17 protein-coding genes are annotated in these 18,101 nt (G+C 55.9%); 7 read left to right on the top strand and 10 right to left on the bottom strand.

What is annotated here, in order from left to right; translation table 11 throughout:
- Positions 1-20 precede the first annotated feature (20 nt).
- From JJB07_RS18700 to JJB07_RS18680, 5 genes are all read right to left on the bottom strand, one after another.
- Positions 21-1,337 carry a UDP-glucose dehydrogenase family protein gene (locus JJB07_RS18700; protein ID WP_201637593.1) on the bottom strand — a complete coding sequence of 439 codons (1,317 nt, stop codon included), beginning with the start codon at positions 1,335-1,337 and terminating at the stop codon, positions 21-23.
- On the bottom strand, positions 1,334-2,341 hold the full coding sequence (locus JJB07_RS18695) for a sugar phosphate nucleotidyltransferase (RefSeq protein WP_201637592.1): 1,008 nt from the start codon (positions 2,339-2,341) through the stop codon (positions 1,334-1,336). The genes JJB07_RS18700 and JJB07_RS18695 overlap by 4 nt, the downstream gene beginning before the upstream one ends.
- Before the next feature lie 119 nt (positions 2,342-2,460).
- Complete coding sequence (locus tag JJB07_RS18690) at positions 2,461-3,708, bottom strand: MFS transporter (protein WP_347338371.1); 1,248 nt, start codon at positions 3,706-3,708, stop codon at positions 2,461-2,463.
- A gap of 156 nt (positions 3,709-3,864) precedes the next feature.
- Positions 3,865-4,623 carry an SDR family NAD(P)-dependent oxidoreductase gene (locus JJB07_RS18685; RefSeq protein ID WP_201637591.1) on the bottom strand — a complete coding sequence of 253 codons (759 nt, stop codon included), beginning with the start codon at positions 4,621-4,623 and terminating at the stop codon, positions 3,865-3,867.
- A 31-nt stretch (positions 4,624-4,654) separates the two neighbouring features.
- A complete protein-coding gene (locus JJB07_RS18680; protein ID WP_201637590.1) occupies positions 4,655-5,188 on the bottom strand; it encodes a hypothetical protein in 534 nt (177 codons plus the stop codon).
- Positions 5,189-5,492: 304 nt separating this feature from the next.
- On the opposite strand from JJB07_RS18680, the gene JJB07_RS18675 reads away from it, so the two are divergent.
- From JJB07_RS18675 to JJB07_RS18650, 6 genes are all read left to right on the top strand, one after another.
- A complete protein-coding gene (locus tag JJB07_RS18675) occupies positions 5,493-6,845 on the top strand; it encodes an Nramp family divalent metal transporter (protein WP_201637589.1) in 1,353 nt (450 codons plus the stop codon).
- A gap of 175 nt (positions 6,846-7,020) precedes the next feature.
- Entirely contained in the window at positions 7,021-7,533 is a 513-nt protein-coding gene (locus tag JJB07_RS18670; RefSeq protein ID WP_201637588.1) for a DUF456 domain-containing protein, read from the top strand.
- Between the two features lie 69 nt (positions 7,534-7,602).
- The gene (locus tag JJB07_RS18665) at positions 7,603-7,860 is read left to right on the top strand and encodes a hypothetical protein (RefSeq protein WP_201637587.1); all 258 of its coding nucleotides are present in this window, start codon (positions 7,603-7,605) and stop codon (positions 7,858-7,860) included.
- 62 nt (positions 7,861-7,922) lie between these two features.
- Entirely contained in the window at positions 7,923-9,293 is a 1,371-nt protein-coding gene (murC, locus tag JJB07_RS18660) for a UDP-N-acetylmuramate--L-alanine ligase (RefSeq protein WP_201637586.1), read from the top strand.
- Between the two features lie 422 nt (positions 9,294-9,715).
- A complete protein-coding gene (locus tag JJB07_RS18655) occupies positions 9,716-10,678 on the top strand; it encodes a tyrosine-type recombinase/integrase (RefSeq protein WP_201637585.1) in 963 nt (320 codons plus the stop codon).
- 55 nt (positions 10,679-10,733) lie between these two features.
- A complete protein-coding gene (locus JJB07_RS18650; protein ID WP_201637584.1) occupies positions 10,734-11,483 on the top strand; it encodes a YqjF family protein in 750 nt (249 codons plus the stop codon).
- Between the two features lie 57 nt (positions 11,484-11,540).
- On the opposite strand, the gene JJB07_RS18645 is transcribed toward JJB07_RS18650, so the two are convergent.
- Entirely contained in the window at positions 11,541-12,791 is a 1,251-nt protein-coding gene (locus JJB07_RS18645; RefSeq protein ID WP_201637583.1) for a glycosyl hydrolase family 18 protein, read from the bottom strand.
- A gap of 32 nt (positions 12,792-12,823) precedes the next feature.
- Entirely contained in the window at positions 12,824-13,999 is a 1,176-nt protein-coding gene (locus tag JJB07_RS18640) for a LysM peptidoglycan-binding domain-containing protein (RefSeq protein ID WP_201637582.1), read from the bottom strand.
- Between the two features lie 251 nt (positions 14,000-14,250).
- On the opposite strand from JJB07_RS18640, the gene lexA reads away from it, so the two are divergent.
- A complete protein-coding gene (gene lexA / locus JJB07_RS18635) occupies positions 14,251-14,877 on the top strand; it encodes a transcriptional repressor LexA (protein WP_201637581.1) in 627 nt (208 codons plus the stop codon).
- Positions 14,878-15,010: 133 nt separating this feature from the next.
- Here the strand turns inward: lexA and nagA are convergent, their stop codons facing one another.
- Genes nagA through JJB07_RS18620 form a run of 3 tightly spaced genes read right to left on the bottom strand, consistent with a single transcriptional unit; the run spans position 15,011 to position 18,092 of the window.
- Positions 15,011-16,153: an N-acetylglucosamine-6-phosphate deacetylase gene (gene nagA / locus JJB07_RS18630; protein ID WP_201637580.1), complete on the bottom strand. Its 1,143-nt coding sequence runs from the start codon at positions 16,151-16,153 to the stop codon at positions 15,011-15,013.
- The gene (locus JJB07_RS18625) at positions 16,153-17,220 is read right to left on the bottom strand and encodes a serine hydrolase domain-containing protein (RefSeq protein ID WP_201637579.1); all 1,068 of its coding nucleotides are present in this window, start codon (positions 17,218-17,220) and stop codon (positions 16,153-16,155) included. The genes nagA and JJB07_RS18625 overlap by 1 nt, the downstream gene beginning before the upstream one ends.
- Entirely contained in the window at positions 17,217-18,092 is an 876-nt protein-coding gene (locus tag JJB07_RS18620; RefSeq protein ID WP_201637578.1) for a carbohydrate ABC transporter permease, read from the bottom strand. Before JJB07_RS18620 ends, JJB07_RS18625 begins: the two co-directional genes overlap by 4 nt.
- Positions 18,093-18,101 lie beyond the last annotated feature (9 nt).

Below are 18,101 nucleotides of genomic sequence, written 5' to 3'. Positions count from 1 at the left end.
TGCGAGTCTGAGGTCTTTTTTTAGTGGCGGGCCACCCCGTAGTAGCTGTATCCCCATTGGTGCATGAGTTCGGCATTCAGCACGTTGCGCCCGTCGAATACGAACGGTTGGCGCAGCTCTTTGCAAGACGATGCCCAGTCATGGTCGACGACTTCCTTCCATTCGGTCAGCAACAACACAGCATCTGCATCACGCAGAGCTTCAGGCAGGTTTGACGCGTACAACACGCTCGGGAATCGCTGCTTCATCGCGGCCATGCCTTTGGGGTCATAGGCGGTGAGGTGCGCGCCTTGTTCCTCCAAATGCTTGAGGATCGGGATGGCCGGCGATTCGCGGATGTCGTCTGTTCCCGGCTTGAACGTCAGGCCGAGGACGGTGATCTGGAGTCCGTGGAGCGGTCCGAGGACGCTTTTGACTTTTTGCAGGAACCAACCCGGCTGGGAGCGGTTCACCGATTCGACCGCTTGCAAGATTTGCAGTGACAGTCCGGATTGCGAAGCCAACGCTTGGAGCGCTTGTACGTCCTTGGGGAAGCAAGACCCCCCGTAGCCGATGCCCGCTTGCAGGAAGTGCGGGTTGATGCGAGCATCCCAACCCATGCCGTGTGCAACTTGTTGGATGTTGGCTCCCACCCGCTCACAGAGACGGGCCAACTCGTTCATGAACGAGATTTTCGTCGCCAAAAACGCGTTGCTCGCGTACTTGATCATCTCGGCGTCTCGAATGGAGGTGACCAATTGCGGAGCACCGAGCGGGAGATAGACGCTTTCCATGAGCTGTGCCGCTCTTGGCGTGTCCGCTCCGATCACCACGCGGTCCGGGTGCAGAGCATCGTGCAGCGCGCGGCCTTCGCGCAGGAATTCCGGATTCGATGCCATTTCAAACGGGACGTGAACGCCGCGCAGAGTGAGTTCCTGCTGAATCCACCCCCGTACACGCGCACCCGTTCCGACGGGGACGGTGCTTTTGACGGCGACGATGGGTCCTGTTTGATTCGGATTTGGCTGGAAGAGTCGTCCGAGCTGTCGTGCAACGGCTTCCAGAGCGGTGAGATCGGCCGAACCGTCTGCGTCAGGCGGGGTGCCGACGGCAAGCAGGACGACGTCACTGTCGAGAATCACTTGCCCAAGGTCGCAGGTGAAAGTCAAGCGACCTCTTGCCAGTTCCTGACGCAACGCATCCTGCAACCCCTCCTCGAAGATCGGGAGGTGTCCGTTTTGTAACGCTTGAACTTTGACGGGGTCAACATCCACGCCGCAGACGGTGTGGCCCGACATGGCGAGGGCGACCGTGGTGGTGGTGCCGACATAACCGGTTCCGACGACGGTGATCTTCATCGCGGGTCACTCCCCTCTTGTCCCAGCACGAGCTTGGAGAAATCCCCGAGATAGCCGCGTGTGGCGGCGCTTTTTCCACCTGTACCGGAGATGTCGGCGTGGCGACCGAGGATGCTGTGGGTGAATTCCGCGTCGAGGAGGGTGACATGTTCGAGCAAGATGGAGTCGCGAACGGTGCATTTTTTGAGATGGGAGCCGTTTTGGATCGAGACGTTCGGGCCGATGACTGCGTCTTGGAGGACGCAATGGTCTCCGATCAACACGGGAGGCACGAGCGTGCAGCGATCCAGTTGAACGCCGTTGCCAAGTTGTACTTGTCCGGCGTTCTGTTGCAACAGATAGCGGTTGGCAGACAGCCACCGTTCAATCGTTCCGACGTCGAAGCACGGGTTGCCGGAGACGGCGTACCCGATGTCACGGCCTTGCTCGATCAACCATTGCATCGCGTCGGTGATCTCATATTCCCCGCGTGCGGAGGGTGAAATGGCCTGTACTGCTTGAAAAATCGAGGGATCGAACAAGTACGCCCCCACGACGGCGAGGTTCCCCTCCGGCACTCGCGGTTTCTCGACGAGTTTGACGAGACGACCGTTCACCAACTTGGCGATGCCGTAGTCTTGCGGGGTTTCCACTTCCTGGAGGAGCACAGCTCCGGACTTCCCATGAGCCGCTTGTACCAAGGAGTTCAGCGGTTCGAGGATCAGATTGTCACCGAGCAACAACACGAAGGAATCGGAGCCGACGAAGGTCGCGGCTTTTGAGACGGCGTTGGCGATGCCAAGCGGCTTTTCTTGGTACAGGATCTTCGCGTTCACATGCTCAAACTCAGCTTGTTGCGACGGGTTGATCACGATTGCGATCTCTTCGATGCCAATCGCTTGCAAGGCAATCATGGCATGCTCCAACAAGGGTCGATTGAGCACCGGCAACAGCGGCTTGGGAAGCGTAAGCGAAAAGGGGCGAATGCGCGATCCTGATCCTGCGCAGAGAATCACACCTTTCATAAGACTTCCACTCTCCATTAAACTGATCTATTTCTCTATGTATAATCAAATGCCGCCGTTTCTGGCAGGGCGGATCAAGGGGTCTTGCACACAAAATGTTAAAAAAAAGAAGAGACCCCTCAAACGGGTCTCTTCTTCGCGGTTTTCGTCGTGCGAATGGCGAGTGCCAAAAATGCCGCGAGCACCCCCGTGCCGCCGGCGACGAGGAACGCGACCACATAGTCGTTGAACAAGGTGTGCAACAGCCCCGCTCCGTACGCCGCCGTAGCAGCTCCGAGTTGGTGGGAAGCGGAAATCCAGCCGAAGACCATGCCGACGTTCTCTTTGCCGAAGATATCGGCAGTCAAGCGAACGGTGGGAGGAACGGTTGCGATCCAATCGAGGCCGTAGAACACCGAGAAGATCACCAGCGAAATTCCGTTGGCATCCAGCGCATACGGCAAGAACATCAGCGACAAGCCGCGCAGAGCGTAGTACCAGAACAACAACCAGCGATTGTCCCAGCGATCCGACAGCCAGCCGGAAAGCGTGGTGCCGACGAGGTCGAACACGCCCATGAACGCCAACATCCCGGCCGCTTGCACTTCGGGGATGCCGTGCTCAAGACAGGCAGAGATCATGTGCGTCCCAATCAACCCGTTCGTCGTGAACCCGCAAAAGAAAAACGTCCCGGCCAACAGCCAAAACGCCGGCCGTTTTGCCGCCGTCACCAGCACGCGAAGCGGAGCGAGCAGCAAATTGCCGGATGGACCGCCGGAAGCAGGAGTTGTAGCTACAGTGGACCCCTCCCCTTCAACGGACGCTCCATACGGGGTCAGACCGACATCGCGGGGATGATTGCGCATGAATAGCAAGACGATGGGAATCAACAGCAGAGCGCCGCATGCGACGGTCAGCACCGTAGAACGCCACCCGGCGGACACGGTGATATTTGCCAACAGGGGGAGGAACAACAATTGTCCGGTTGCGCCGCTGGCGGTCATCAACCCGACGACCAAGCCCCGACGTTCCACGAACCAACGATTTGCAACCATCGCGCCCAGAACGTTTGCCATCGAACCGGTGCCAAGACCGATCACGATCCCCCAGAGCAGGTTGAGCTGCCACGATTGTTGGATGAGGCTTGAGAGGGCCATCCCGGAAACCAAGAGGCACAGCGCGATCACCATGATGCGCCGAATGCCGTAGCGATCCATGATGGCGGCGACAAACGGACCTGTCAGTCCGTACAGAACCAAATTAATTGATAAGGCCACAGAGGTCGTCGTGCGATCCCAGCCAAACTCCGACTCCAACGGCATCAACAACACGCCGGGCGTCGAACGTACTCCGGCCGCGATCAACAGCGCCAAGAACGTAACCGCCACGACCACCCAGCCGTAATGAAGTTTTCGCAGAAAAAAAACCTCCTATTGCTACGATTATCGCGCATCGGGAGGGGTTCTGTCTGTAGTGGCTTTCACAAAATTGTCAAACAGGCACAAGGTTCCATAATATATGTTATGTAGATTTGCGGAAGTTGCCTAGTCTTCCAGATAGATCATCTTTCGCGTCATCCCGCCGTCCACGACCAAGTTGACGCCGGTGATGAAGTCATTGCGTTCATCGGTTAGGAACAGGCAGGCGCGCCCGATGTCTTCAGGTGTCCCGACACGTCCGGATGGGTGTTGGGTGTGGTCTTCGGGCCGCAATTGATCGTAGTCGGTGGTCTGAATCCAGCCCGGCGAGATGCAGTTGACGTGGATACGATCGGGGCCAAGTGAAACGGCCAATGCGTGCGTGAGCGCGAGCAGGCCGCCTTTTGACGCAGCGTACGCTTCGGTGTTCGGCTCCGATTGGAGAGCACGCGTCGAAGCCATGTTGATGATCTTGCCCCCGCTTCCCTGTTCCTTCATGAGACGGGCCGCTTCACGAGCGCAGAGAAACGAACTGCGCAAGTTGGTGTTCAGAACATCGTCCCACTCCTCCACTCTCAAGTCATAGGGCGACTTCCAGCGCGAAATCCCGGCGTTGTTGATCAACACATCGAGCCGTCCGTACCGTTCTCCGACCTGTTGAAAAAGGGCGGCGATCTCCTCCGGACGCCGCACATCGACTTGAGCAGCCATCGAGTTGGCGCCAACTTCGGGGTACGCCGCTTGAATTTCGGAAATTGTCTTCTCCGCCATCTCCCCCTCTACATCGACGACGACCACGGTGTACCCCGAGGCTGCGTAGGTATGTGCAACGCCGTGTCCGATCCCGCGTCCGGCTCCGGTGATGAGGGCTATTTTTGCTTGCATGAGAGGTTCGACCTTCTTTCTAGAGTAGACGTTAGACGTGTTCCCAGCGGTGTTGGACTTTCGTAAGTTTCGGATTCTCACCAACGCCGTAGCGCGGGTTGATCAACAGCCGTACTTTACGAATCAGTTCGTCAAACGACGCAAACCCGGCCATCGAATTGGCATAGGCGTCTGAAACGTACAGGAAAAACGGAGGACGGTACTTCTCTTCCAAGTAGCGCACGATCAGCTCCAAAGGGGTGTATTTCTTGCGCTTCTCTTCCCAGACGTCGATCCCGATCTTCACGGGCGTCGAAGGCAGGTCGTCTACGAGAGCATCCAGCGCTTTTACACGTTTATGAAAGGCGGGCACCTCGGGCCAGCCCATCGTTTTTAACGTTTTCTCATGGTGTGGGAACAGCACGATCTGCGCAAAACTGCGCACTTCCGCGAACTCCACGAGTTGGGTCAACTGCTCTTGCTTCCAGTCGGCAAAGGCATCGAGCACCACGATGGTTCCCTTACCCGGATCGGTCGCGATCTTCGGATCATATCCGAATTCGACGATGCGGTTGTCTTTCGCCATTCGCTCATCTCCTCCCCTCAAAACACCTACTTACTTCGGTTCTTTGGCAGGGCTTTCCTCTTAGTGTGCCACATCACTTGACGATTTTACCAAACTAAAGATATACTGTTTTCAGAAAGTTTCCTTCGGGCAAAAAACTTGTGTAGGGCTAAGAATGTGAGCGGGCAGAAAATATCTTCACCAAAACCAAAAGGCCGGCATACCCATGATAGCGAGCCAACGGTTTTTCTTTTTTGCCACAATGTTTCCCTAGGGCAAAAAAATTAGCTTGGGCTATCTTCTAAGAAAACGAGGTGTTTGTCTCATGAAAGACAGCGGCACTCCCGTCTCTCTCGTGACGGACTCCGGATGGCGCTCGGAGAAATCAAGCAACTCTTTGCAGGAAGTTCACCGTTCGATGCCGGTTCCCACGAAAGGCTCGTGGATTCGTAAGTTTATGGCGTTTCTCGGCCCCGGGTACTTGGTCGCGGTTGGGTATATGGACCCCGGAAACTGGGCGACCGACTTGGCGGGGGGATCGAAGTTCGGGTATACGCTTTTGTTTGTGATTATGATTTCCAATCTGATGGCGATTCTGCTGCAAGCGTTGGCCGGAAAGCTTGGCATCGTCACAGGTCGTGACTTGGCACAGGCGTGCCGGGATGCCTACTCCCGCCCCGTCTCGATGTGCCTCTGGTTTCTGTGCGAATTGGCGATTGCGGCTTGTGACCTCGCGGAGTTGATCGGTTCGGCGATTGCACTCAACTTGCTGTTCGGGTTGCCGCTGCTCTGGGGCATCGTGTTGACATCGGTTGACGTGCTGCTCGTCCTGCTGTTGCAGAACAAAGGCTTTCGCTACATTGAAGCGATGGTCATCGCGTTGATCGTGGTGATCGGAGGTTGCTTCGGAATTGAACTGTTCCTCTCCAAACCGGATCTGGGCGGTGTAGCCGCGGGCTTCCTGCCGACAGCGGAGATCGTCAGCAACCCGGCGATGCTCTACATTGCCATCGGAATCCTCGGGGCGACCGTTATGCCGCACAACCTCTACCTGCACTCGTCGATCGTGCAAACTCGCCGCTTTGAAGAGACGGCACTCGGCAAAAAAGAAGCGATCCGGTACAGCACATGGGACTCGACGATTGCCCTGCTGTTCGCCCTCTTCATCAACGCGGCGATTCTGATCCTCGCCGCCTCGAGCTTTCACACGACCGGCAACACCGACGTTGCGGAGATTCAGGACGCCTATCGCCTGCTCTCTCCATTGCTTGGCACGACGGCAGCCAGCATTTTGTTCGGTGTGGCGTTGCTTGCTTCCGGGCAGAACTCGACGTTGACGGGCACCCTGGCAGGCCAAATCGTCATGGAAGGTTTCTTGAACATACGGATCAAAGCTTGGTTGCGCCGCTTGATCACGCGAGTTGTCGCCATCGTCCCCGCGATCATCGTCACTGCGCTGTACGGGGAAAAAGGCACGGGCGAACTCCTGATCCTCAGTCAAGTGATCCTGTCGCTGCAACTCTCCTTCGCCGTCATTCCACTGGTGAAGTTCACAAGCGATCGGAAAAAAATGGGCGAGTTCGTCAACCCGCTCTGGTTGAAGATTCTCGCCTGGATCGTGGCCATCGTGATCGCCGGTCTCAATCTGTATCTCTTGTACGGAACCCTGTTTGGTTAACAGTTGATCGAAAAAGCGAGCGCTGTGCAAGAGTGCTCGCTTTTTCATATGTTTGGAAAACGGTTTCGATGACTGGCAGGCAGGACTTTCCAAGGACGGAAGCGAAAGAAAATGGGAACTTGTGAAACGGGGACTGGCTTTCTTCGTACTAAGTAGCAGAGAGGGGTGTTGGTTTTTGGATTACGCACTTTTTACCGGAGGACTTATCATTTCGTCGTTGTTGCTGTTTGCGGCGCTGTTCTTCACCGTGGTTCCGATCATTCCCGGGACCATTTTTACGATTCCGGCGTTTCTGATCTTCGGGTGGATGTCGGGATGGGATGACTTCTCCGTTGTGTTCTGGATCGGTCAGAGCGTGTTGATCGTCGTGAACTTCATTTCGGACAACGTGGCCCAGATCTTCGGGATCAAGAAGATGGGCGGCAGCAAGGCTGGGATGATCGGGGGGTCGCTTGGGATGTTTATCCTCCCGTTCGTGATCTCCCCGCTGGGGCCGCTGGCGGTGATCTTCGGGCCGTTGCTGGGTGCTGTCATCGGCGCGATGATCGGTGAGATGCTGATGCGCCGCAAGACCAATGAAGTGATGAAGGTAGGCTGGGGTTCGCTGTTGAGTTTCTTGGCCGGTACTGTCTTCAAGATTTTGCTCGTCGGCATTCAGATCGTCTGGTTCTACATTGCGATCTTCTAAAAAAAGTCTTCACCACGGTTGACCCTCCTGAGTATTGGGTATAGTACCAAGAAAAGGAGGGTTTTTGTTATGAACATGGACTTCTATCGCGATGCACTTGACCATCGCAACCTTTCCGAAGAACTCCATCGAACCCCGTGGTGGGATTCGTTGATGCATAACGACCGGTTCAAAAATGCCTTGGAGCGCAACTACCATGCGCGCCTGCAATTGGGCGAAACCTCCTATCTCAAAAAACTGCTGCGCTCGGAATCGGAACGGCAATCGTTTATCGAGCAGGTCTACCACCCTTCCCCCGACCAACTTGCAACTCCCGATGAGGACTGACACCATGATTGGGCGTGTTGCGTACACTGTTAACACCAATCCCATCTGAAAGGGTGCGAGCCATGAAGAAAATTCATTTTGTCGGGATCAAAGGGGCTGGAACGAGCGCGTTGGCGCAATTGTACGCTCGGATGGGGTACCAGGTATCCGGTTCGGATAGTCAGGAAGTGTTTTTCACCGACGAACTGCTCTCTCAAGCGGGCATCACATATATCGCATCACCCTCTCCGGAGAACGTTGAGAGCGTGGATCTCGTCTGTCATTCCCCTGCTTACAATGACCAGCACGTCGAGATCAAACGGGCCAAGGAACTGGGCATCCCCGTCTACAACTACCCGCAAATGCTCGGAAAATTGACGCAGGAACGTGCAAGCGTCTTGATCACCGGCACGCACGGCAAGACGACTACCACCTCGATGGTCGGCGCCCTGCTCACCTCCGCCGGACTGGATCCGATGGTGGTGATCGGCAGCAAAAACTACAACATCGGCAGCAACGCCCGCTATGGCGAAGGATTGTTGGTGGCCGAGGCTTGCGAATACAAACGGCACTTCCTGAACTACCAACCGCAACTGCTCGTCGTCAACAACATCGATTTCGATCACCCGGATTATTTCCAAGACATCGACGATGTGTTCCTTTGTTTCCAACAGCTCGTCGACAAGTTGCCGGAAGACGGCGTATTGGTCGCGTGTGGTGACGACCCTCGCTGCCGGCAATTAGAAACGGATGCAAAAATTGTGTATTTCGGTTTGGATTCCAGCAATGACCTCTACGCGACGAACATCAACGAATCGCGCGGGGTGTTGTGCTTCGACGTCTGGGAAGGCAGCACACCGCTTGGAAGCGTGCAGTTTCGCTCGCTCGGTCGCCACAACGTGCTGAACGCGCTGGCGACGATTGCGATCGCTCGCTACCTCAACTTGGATTTCCAAGATGTGCAGTCGTCGCTAAGTCAGTTCCAAGGCGTTTATCGCCGCTTTGATTACCTGGGGCGTCTCGGAGGCATGGAGGTGTATGACGATTACGCCCACCACCCGAGTGAAATCTCGACCACGCTCCGTGCTGTGAAAGCGTCGTTTCCGAATGACCCGCTGATCACCGTGTTCCAACCTCATACGGTCTCAAGGACACGGAAGTTTTTGACGGAGTTCGTGGATTCGCTCACGTTGTCGGATGAGGTGCTGTTGGTGAAGCTGTTCTCTTCGGCCCGGGAGCAGGAATCCGGCGATGCACTCACCGAACAGTTGGCCGATGCGATACGCCAGCGCGGGAAGTCGGTCACCTACGTGGATAATCTGGAAGAAGGAACTCGCTTTCTGCAACAGTATGCGACGACGAACCAAGGGATCGTATTGACCATGGGAGCCGGGAACGTGCGAGGGATCGGCGAAGACTCGCTGACGTTCTTGTTGGAGTCGAAATCGGAATAACGTACGGAATGCGGAACAGAAGCTACCCTCTTGCAGGGTGGCTTTTTTTAGGGCCCGATATTTCCGCAGAAATGAGAATAATCGGTGAGTTTCGCGCTTAAGCGTCGAAAGTGGTGGATATTTTGTCGCGAAAAGTAAGGTTATGCCTGTAGGGCTCTATAAGGCCCGTGGTGGAGAAGTTCTTGATAATGGTGTAATGGTATTCGAAGGAGAAGAGAAGGGCCTTAAAAGGGAATATAGAAGGTCGTTTTTCAGAAGGAAATGCAAGTTAGTTCACATAAAATGGCGACGAGGTGAGAGGTTGGGATCGCTTCCCTAACGACCGAAAATAATCGAAGGTCTTTCATGCAATACTATAGCGATAACTGGTTATTATCGCTATAATCATAGTATTGAGCTCTTTTGAAAGGAGTTTGGTAGTTATGACGATGGATTCCAACAATCAGCTCCCTATGACGATGGGAACAGGTGTTCCTTCTCTTGCAAATGAAATGGGGATCATGAATGATGAGCATTTGATTGCCCTCTTTCTGAATCGCCCGCGTCCGAAAAAGTGGTCCAAGATGACGGTCAAGGCCTATCATCGTGATCTCCAAACCTTTTTGAATTTCATCGACGGCACTCCACTCGCCAACGTTACATATGTACAGCTCGTGACCTACTTTAATACCTTGGAACATTATGCTCCTGCCACCCAGCAACGGATGATTATCATCATGAAGTCCCTATTCCTCTTCGCCCACCGTCTTGGGTATATCCATCGAAACCCGGCGATTCTCATTGCAGCTCCTCGAGTCCCGAATCGAGCTACTCATAAGCGGTCGCTCGCGGTAACCGAAGCGCAGAAGTTGCTGGAAGCGTCGAAAGGAAATGAACGCTCCTATGTAATCGTCGTCTTGCTGATGACAACCGGAGTTCGTGTTGAAGAACTTTGTCAGGCAAACTGGTGCGATCTCTATGAAGACATGCGGGGCAATATCGGGTGGATGGTCCGAGGCAAGGGGGACAAAGACCGCCCGGTGCTGATCCGTCCCGATGTGTGGGAGCTCTTGCAAAACTTCCGCCGCTCTTGCGGCAAGAACCCGAATCTCGATCCGGGCGATCGCACACCGTTGGTGATCACTCGTCGCTTCACACGCTATCGTCAGAACGGAGTTCGCGATATGATGTATCGCCTCTCGCGCTCGGCCGGTCTCTCTCGAATGATCTCACCGCACGTTCTGCGACATACCTGCGCAACGTTCGCACTGGAAGCGGAAGCCCCGTTGCTGCAGGTGCAACGTCAGATGGGCCATGAAAGTTTGCGCACGACAGAACGTTATCTCCATGACATTCGCGAACTCAGCGAGAGCGCCGGCGGGTACATCAACCAAGTCACGATCTAGGTTGTCTATAATAATGTTATGTCCCCTATCTGCTCCCTAAGGAGGGAACTCAGCGATGAAGATCACTCACCAAGTTGAGCATCGACCGTACCCAATCCCTACCAAACTATGGGTAATGACACAGACGTGGAACCGCCTGTTGTTCGCGCATTGGCCAATTCCGGTGTCCGCCATACGTGAACACATCCCGAAGGAACTAGAAGTCGATACCTACAATGGAGTGACGTACATAGGCGTTGTTCCCTTTGACATGAGTGACATCCGCGCTCGATTTTTCCCTCAGATTCCGTATACGAATAAGTTTCCGGAACTCAATGTTCGCGCCTACGTCACCCGTGACGGCAAGCCAGGTGTCTATTTTTTCAGCTTGGATGCCTCGAATCTCTTGGCGGTCTCTGTCGCTCGCGGAATGTTCTCTCTGCCTTATTTTCATGCTCAAATGTCCTCCATACAGAGACGAGACACCATTGAATATCAAAGTCAACGCATCCACAGCAACGCGCCTGCAGGGGAATTTGTCGCCGCGTATCGTCCGACCTCGGAGGTCTACTATGCGGAACCGGGCACGTTGGACCATTGGTTGACGGAGCGCTATTGCTTGTACACGATGCATGGAGGACACCTCTATCGCGGTGACATTCACCATGTTCCGTGGCCCCTGCGACAGGCAGGGGCAGAATTTGAGAAAAACACGATGCTGGACCGGCTGAACTTGCCGATTGACGATCCCCTCTCTCCTCCGATCCTCCACTACGTCGACTCCATCATGGCCCTGATCTGGCCGCTTGTGAAAGTAACTGGATAGACCTCGTCCACAACGTGACGGGAAAGCAAGCCATGCCGGAATCCTCGACATGGCTTTTTAGTTTCCATAATATATGTTACGGAAACGAGAACTCCCTTTCTTGATCTCTCCCCACCGATACCGCAGCAACGGCCATAAGCTGGGGTCCTCCATACCGAGCCGCCAAAGAGAAAGTCCCGCCAACCCATAGCGATTGAGGATCGTGACCTTCTGCGAAAGACTTGAGGTGTTCTCGAACCACACTTGATGGTCCACACCTTGGCTGTCTTGATAGACGTACATCGGCGTTTGACTAACCGGATCGAACTTCACGTGGACCCGATATTGGCGAGCGCGGTTCATCGCGCCCTCGAAGGAAAGGTATTCAGGGACTGTGCTGTTCTCCTTCCAATCGTAGGCGTATCCGGCGATGCCAAGCAAAATTTTATTCGCTGGAACGCCTGACGCCAACGCATGGCGCACCCCGGTCTCCGCCCAGGGAAGTGAACAGAGCGGCCCTGGCCCTGTCTGCAAGCGATGCTCTGTGTTCAGCAGCAACGCCACCAAGTCGGCCGCTCGCCCGATTCGCAACAAATCGTACGCTCCGGTATGGGGCACGCCGTGCGTTGTCGGCATCATCGGTACGTTGACGACCAATGTCCACCCGCGCAGCCGGCAGAGTCCGGCCAACTCCTCCACCCACTCCGCCAAGTGCTCCCGATCGCTCTCCTCCACGTCGACCCAATCGAGCCAGATGCCATCCAGCCCATATCGTGCATACGTGTACTCGACCGCTTCCAGCAAGTGTTTTCGATAGACGGTCATCGCTTGGTGAATGGTCTGTCGGGCATTGACATCGGAAGGATAGTAGAGGTTGGTCAGCGTCGCGATCACCTGCACCCCGCGCTCACGAGCTGTGCGCAACACCGATTCAATCTGTGCTTCTCCCGCGTAAGACTGCAACCGCCACGGTTCATCCGGCGCGACTTGGAACCAAAGTGGGAAGATTCCGCTCAAACCGTCTGCCCCGGTCTTGACCAAAGCCCGCTCACTTCCGGGATAGACACCCTCTGCCGCTGTATAGGCGGCAAACGCAAAGCGCGGGATGCGTGGCCGTTGAACTGGGGACGCTTTCACAGGCGGCTCGGCCACAGCTTTGGGCTTTGGCACTTGCAAGATTCGGCCGGGGGTCAGCACCGTGTCCAAGGACAGCTGATTCAGCCGGGCGATGGTCGCCGTCGTCGTTCGATAACGATTTGCGATAGATGACAGTGTGTCACCCTCCCGTACGATCACGTAGTGCAACTGCGTCGTGGATATGACCCCCACCTCCTCTTGATCTCCGTTCCACGTACGTGAATTTACTTTTGAATGGGAGACAACTTCGCGCGGATCGGACCCCATGACGCCGGGTCCTCCAATCCAAGTCGCCAGTGCAGGATACCGCCAAGGTGAAACCTGCGCACGAGGTCGAGCTTCAGCGACAGACTGCGAGCGTCCTCATACCAGACATGATGCAGTTCCCCACGCCCGTCTGTATAGTCGAAATGCGGCACGCGGTACGAGGGATGAAACTGAGCGGTCGCGTTGTGTTGACGGCGCAGACGTTGCACCGCTTCAAAAGACAGGGCCCGCGCGCCCGGACGATTGTCCGTCCAGTCATAGCCGTACGCCGCGATGCCTAACAAGATCTTGCGAGACGGGACACCCGTGTCGATCGCCAACCGCACCGTACGCTCCACCCAGGGAATCGATGCGACCGGGCCGGGTGTGCCTTGGTTGGCTTTGTGCTCGTCGTAGGTCATAATCCCGAGATAGTCGACGCTCGTCGCCAAACCCGGATAGTCGAAGTCCATCGAAAACGGCTGGTGATGCGCATCGCCCAACACACAGACGACGAGAAGTTTCCCCTGCTCATGCAGACGTGCCGCCAACTCGCGAACGAAGGACGTGTAATTCGCCGTATCCCCCGGTTTCAAACGTTCAAAGTCGAGGTTCACACCATCAAAACCATACTCTTCGACCGTGTGCAGGATGTTTCGGATCAAAATCGCCCGGTTGGCCGTGATGGCACTGTGCAAGACCTGCGTGCGCGACGCTCCGGGCCGCTTTTCGGTGTTGTGAAGGGACGCCAAGACCTTCACACCCCGCCCGTGTGCATCTCCGATCAACGTTCGGATCGTCGCCGGTGTCACGCGAGACTTGATTTGTCCGGCAGCGCCGAGGTTCAGATCAAACCAATACGGCGCAATCGCCGACAAGAGCCCGGCATGCTGATGAAACGAGTTCTGGCTGCCCGGTAAACTCACGCCCATCGGCCCTGCATGAAAGCCCAGCACAAACTGCTGACCGGCTTTCGGTTCTCGAGGGTCCCACGCTCTCGTCATGACTTTCACGACGTCGCCCTGCGCGAACCCTTGCATTCCGGGGTTGAGCCGGCGCAACTCCTCCGCCGTACATCCATAGCGCGCTGCAAGATCATCCAATGTCTCTCCTGCCTTGACGACGACAAAGGTGACCCGTGTTCCCTCCATCATCCGTACCCCCGTTCTTGGTGTTCTGTCGACACTATCCTATGCAGGCGATGGTCGATGTGAAAGCCGTCCAAGAACAAGAACATATGTTCTGTTTCTATCATAATGACGTCTATCTGTTCTTGTCAAGAAAAAACAAGAACTCATGTTTGTATCTAGTACCAGTGTGTGGTATAATTTCTGCTATAAACTAACATCGAACATATTTTCCCATTGATATACATCACGACTGGATATGAGGAGTTGTTCTGCCAATGCTGAAGCTGTCTAAGCGTCAACAGGAAATCATGGATTTCATCAAGAACGAAGTGCGGGCCAAGGGATATCCGCCGTCTGTCCGGGAGATCGGCGAAGCGGTCGGCTTGGCTTCGAGTTCTACTGTACACGGACATCTGGCTCGTCTGGAGCAGAAAGGCCTGATCCGCCGCGACCCCACCAAACCGCGCGCGATTGAAGTGCTCGATCTGGAAGCAGACACAGAGAGCGGCCGTTTCGAATACTCGACCGTCATGGCTCCGATCATCGGGAAAGTCACAGCGGGTCAGCCGATCACTGCGATTGAGAACGTTGAGGACTACTTCCCGCTGCCGACTTCGTTCGTCGGCGATTCGTCCGTGTTCCTGCTGAATGTCTCGGGAGATTCGATGATCGACGCCGGGATCTTCGACGGCGACCTCGTGATCGTCCGTCAACAGGCGACGGCAAACAACGGTGAAATCGTCGTCGCAATGACCGAAGACGATGAAGCGACCGTCAAACGCTTCTATAAGGAAGCCGATCACATCCGCCTCCAACCGGAGAACCCCTCGCTTCAACCGATGCGCTACAACAACGTCACCATCTTGGGCAAAGTCGTCGGCATCTTCCGCCACATCGACTAAGCACATCCTACGCCCGACTACCCTCTATACGTGAAAAAACGACCCTGTCGCCTTTGCCGACAGGGCCGTTCTTTTCCCGAGGTGCGTTCCTCTCCTCTACACCTCGTACAATCCCCTTTTCTGATGCTATTCTTTACGCCCGAAGTTCTCCTGCGATGTACGTCGCTCGAGCTTGCCGTGCCTCATCCAGCCACACAAAGTCCGCGTCGTATCCAACTGCGAGTGCCCCTTTGCGCCCTTGCAAACCAAGGACCGCCGCAGGCGTGGTGGAAGCCATCGCCACAGCTTTCTCCAGCGGAGCGTGCCCGAGTTCAACCATGTTGCGCACCGCACGATCGAGTGTCAACGTGCTGCCCGCCAATGTTCCGTCCACCAAGCGGGCTTCACCTCCGACCATGTACACATTCTGTCCGCCAAGGTCATATTCACCGTCCGCCATCCCGACGGCACGCATGCCGTCACTGACCAGCACGAGACGTTCTTGTCCTTTGACTTTGTAGAGAATGTTCATCACCGCCGGATGCACGTGTACCCCGTCCGCAATCAACTCTGTCGTCAAGTCATCATGGTACAGAGCGGCCCCGACCACGCCGGGCTCGCGATGATGCAAGCCGCGCATCGCATTGCAGCAGTGCGTCACATGTTGGAGTCCGTGTGCCATCGCACTTGTTACTTCATCGAACGTCGCATCGGAGTGTCCTACGGAGACCCGCACGCCTTGTTCGCTCAGGTACGCAATCACCTCAGCCGCCTCCGGATGTTCAGGCGCAAGAGTCACCAGTTTCAGCAACCCCTGCCCCGCTTCCACCAGCCGCTGTGCATCGCGCAACAACGGGCGAATGACATGCGATTCGTTTTGCGCGCCTTTGTAACGCAGGTTGATCCACGGCCCTTCCAAGTGAACCCCGAGCAAGGATGCCCCAACCGGTTCACGACGAGCAAATTCTGCACACGTGCGGAGCACGCTGAGGAGATGCTCCAAGTCCCCGGTCAAAGTCGTCGCGAGAAACCCGGTGACGCCATACGTCGCCAAGCCTCGCGAGATCGTCTCCAAAGCCTCCAAACTTCCATCCATCACGTCCGACCCATGCACCCCATGCACATGCAAGTCCAGATACCCCGGCACGAGAATCCCCGTCTCATACACGGCATCCGGCACGTCTCCGTCACGCAGCGGCCCGACATACGTGAATCGTCCGTCTTCGCAGACCAGCACTTGATCGTCGTGGAACTTCCCTTCGATCAGCGCTCGGCCTTGCAAGATGTGTTTCTTCATTAATAGTCCTCCTCAGAAAAAACGGCTGCATGCAGGTTCCGCCGCCAAACCGCGAGATCGGACGGAGTTGGATGCAAGCGATTGGTCAACGAGACAACCACCAGACCCGACACCGGATCTACCCAGACAGCCGTACCCGTAAACCCTGTATGACCGAAAACATGCGGCAAAAATGTCTCACCTGCCCAGACACCCATCTCCCAGCCAAGTCCTCTCGACAGCCCCAAACCTGCCGTGTGATTTGTCGTTGCCAACTGCACAAGCTCCGGCGTGAGGAACCCTCGCCCGCCTGCCGCCCACATTTGCGCGTAACGGGCCACGTCCGCCACCGTTGAGAACAACCCGGCGTGACCGCTGACTCCGCTCAGTCCATAGTGGCAATTGCCATCGTTCACCGCTCCGCAAATCGTCTGTGCCCGCCATGGGAACCGTTCGATCTCCGCGTCTGTCGCATAGTCTCGGCACATCGTCCGTTCGATGGCGTTCCCCACTTCAGTGGCAACGACATTTTTTCCCGCTGGATGATAGCCTGTGTCTACCATTCCCAGAACTCCAAACGCTTGTTCGCGAGCGATATCCTCGAGCGGTTTCTGCCAGATGTCCTCCAACACGAAGCCGAGCAAGATCATGCCGAGATCGGAGTAGAGGGCCCGAGTCCCTGGTTCGTACACCAAAGTCTCGGCCTCGATCCGCGTGCGATAGTCCGCTTTCCCCTGCCTCCATAAATAGAAGGGCTTCCATGCTGGAAGCCCCGAGGTGTGGGTGAGCAGATGATGTACAGATATTCCGTGCCCCGGCAACACCGGGCGGTCTACTTCCAACCGCCCCTCTTGCACGGAGCGCAACACGGCAGGAAGCGTCGCGATGACCTTGGTCAACGACGCGATGTCAAAAACGGCATCGACCGTCATCGGCCTCCGCCGTGGAGTGACCTCGGCATATCCGCGAGCCGCCTCCACGAGAACCTCGCAACCTTCTGAGGTTACGCGGCTGACATGTACGACGGCTCCTGCGAAGAGACTGTCTGCCAAGCCTTGCTCCACCACATCGAGAACGCGCGATCTCATTCCTTCACGCCGCCCAGTGTCAAGCCCTTGATGAAGTGACGTTGGAACGCGACGAACACGACGATCATCGGAACGGCCGCCACTGCCGCGCCGCTCATCAGCAGCTTGAAGATCGCCAGGTTCTGGTCTTGCAACGTCTTCAATCCGACCGGCAGCGTGTAGAGGTCCGCATCGTTGAGCACGATGATCGGCCAGAGGAACGAGTTCCAGACATTCATGAAGGTGAAGATGCCAAGCGTCGCCAGCGCCGGTTTGGCAAGCGGCACGACGATCGTCCAGAACGTTTTCCACTCCGAGGCGCCGTCGATCTTGGCGGCTTCGAGCAGATCAGACGGAATCGAGAGCATGTATTGGCGCATGAGGAACACGCCAAACACCATGCTGAGGTCGGGCAAGATCAGCGCCCAGTGCGTGTTCATCAGACCCAAGTTCTGAACCATGATAAACAGCGGAACCAGCGTGATCTGACCGGGAATCATCATCGTCCCGACGATCAACCAGAAAAACAGCTTGCGACCGGGGAATTCCTTTTTCGCCAGTGCATAACCAGCCATCGTGTCGAGCACGAGAATCCCCACCGTCACCACGACGGCGATGTACGCGGAGTTGAAGAACCACCGCCAGATGTTGGTGCTTTGGAACAATTGCTGGAACCCGGCAAACGTGTCATGGAGGATCAGACTGCGGTTCTCCGGATGCGTGAAAAACTCCACGATCCCCATCGGGATGAGCTTCGGTGGATCGGCTTCCACGTAGTTCGGCAATTGCAACGCCGTGGAGAACACCCAATACAGCGGAAGCAAGGAGATGATCGCCCAGACGAAGAGCACGAAGTACGTCAGCCATTTCATAGGTGAATGTTTGATCTGCATGTCGCTCCC

The organism is Tumebacillus amylolyticus (genome assembly GCF_016722965.1).
GTDB lineage: Bacteria > Bacillota > Bacilli > Tumebacillales > Tumebacillaceae > Tumebacillus > Tumebacillus amylolyticus.
This window is presented reverse-complemented; position numbering and strand designations above follow the sequence as displayed.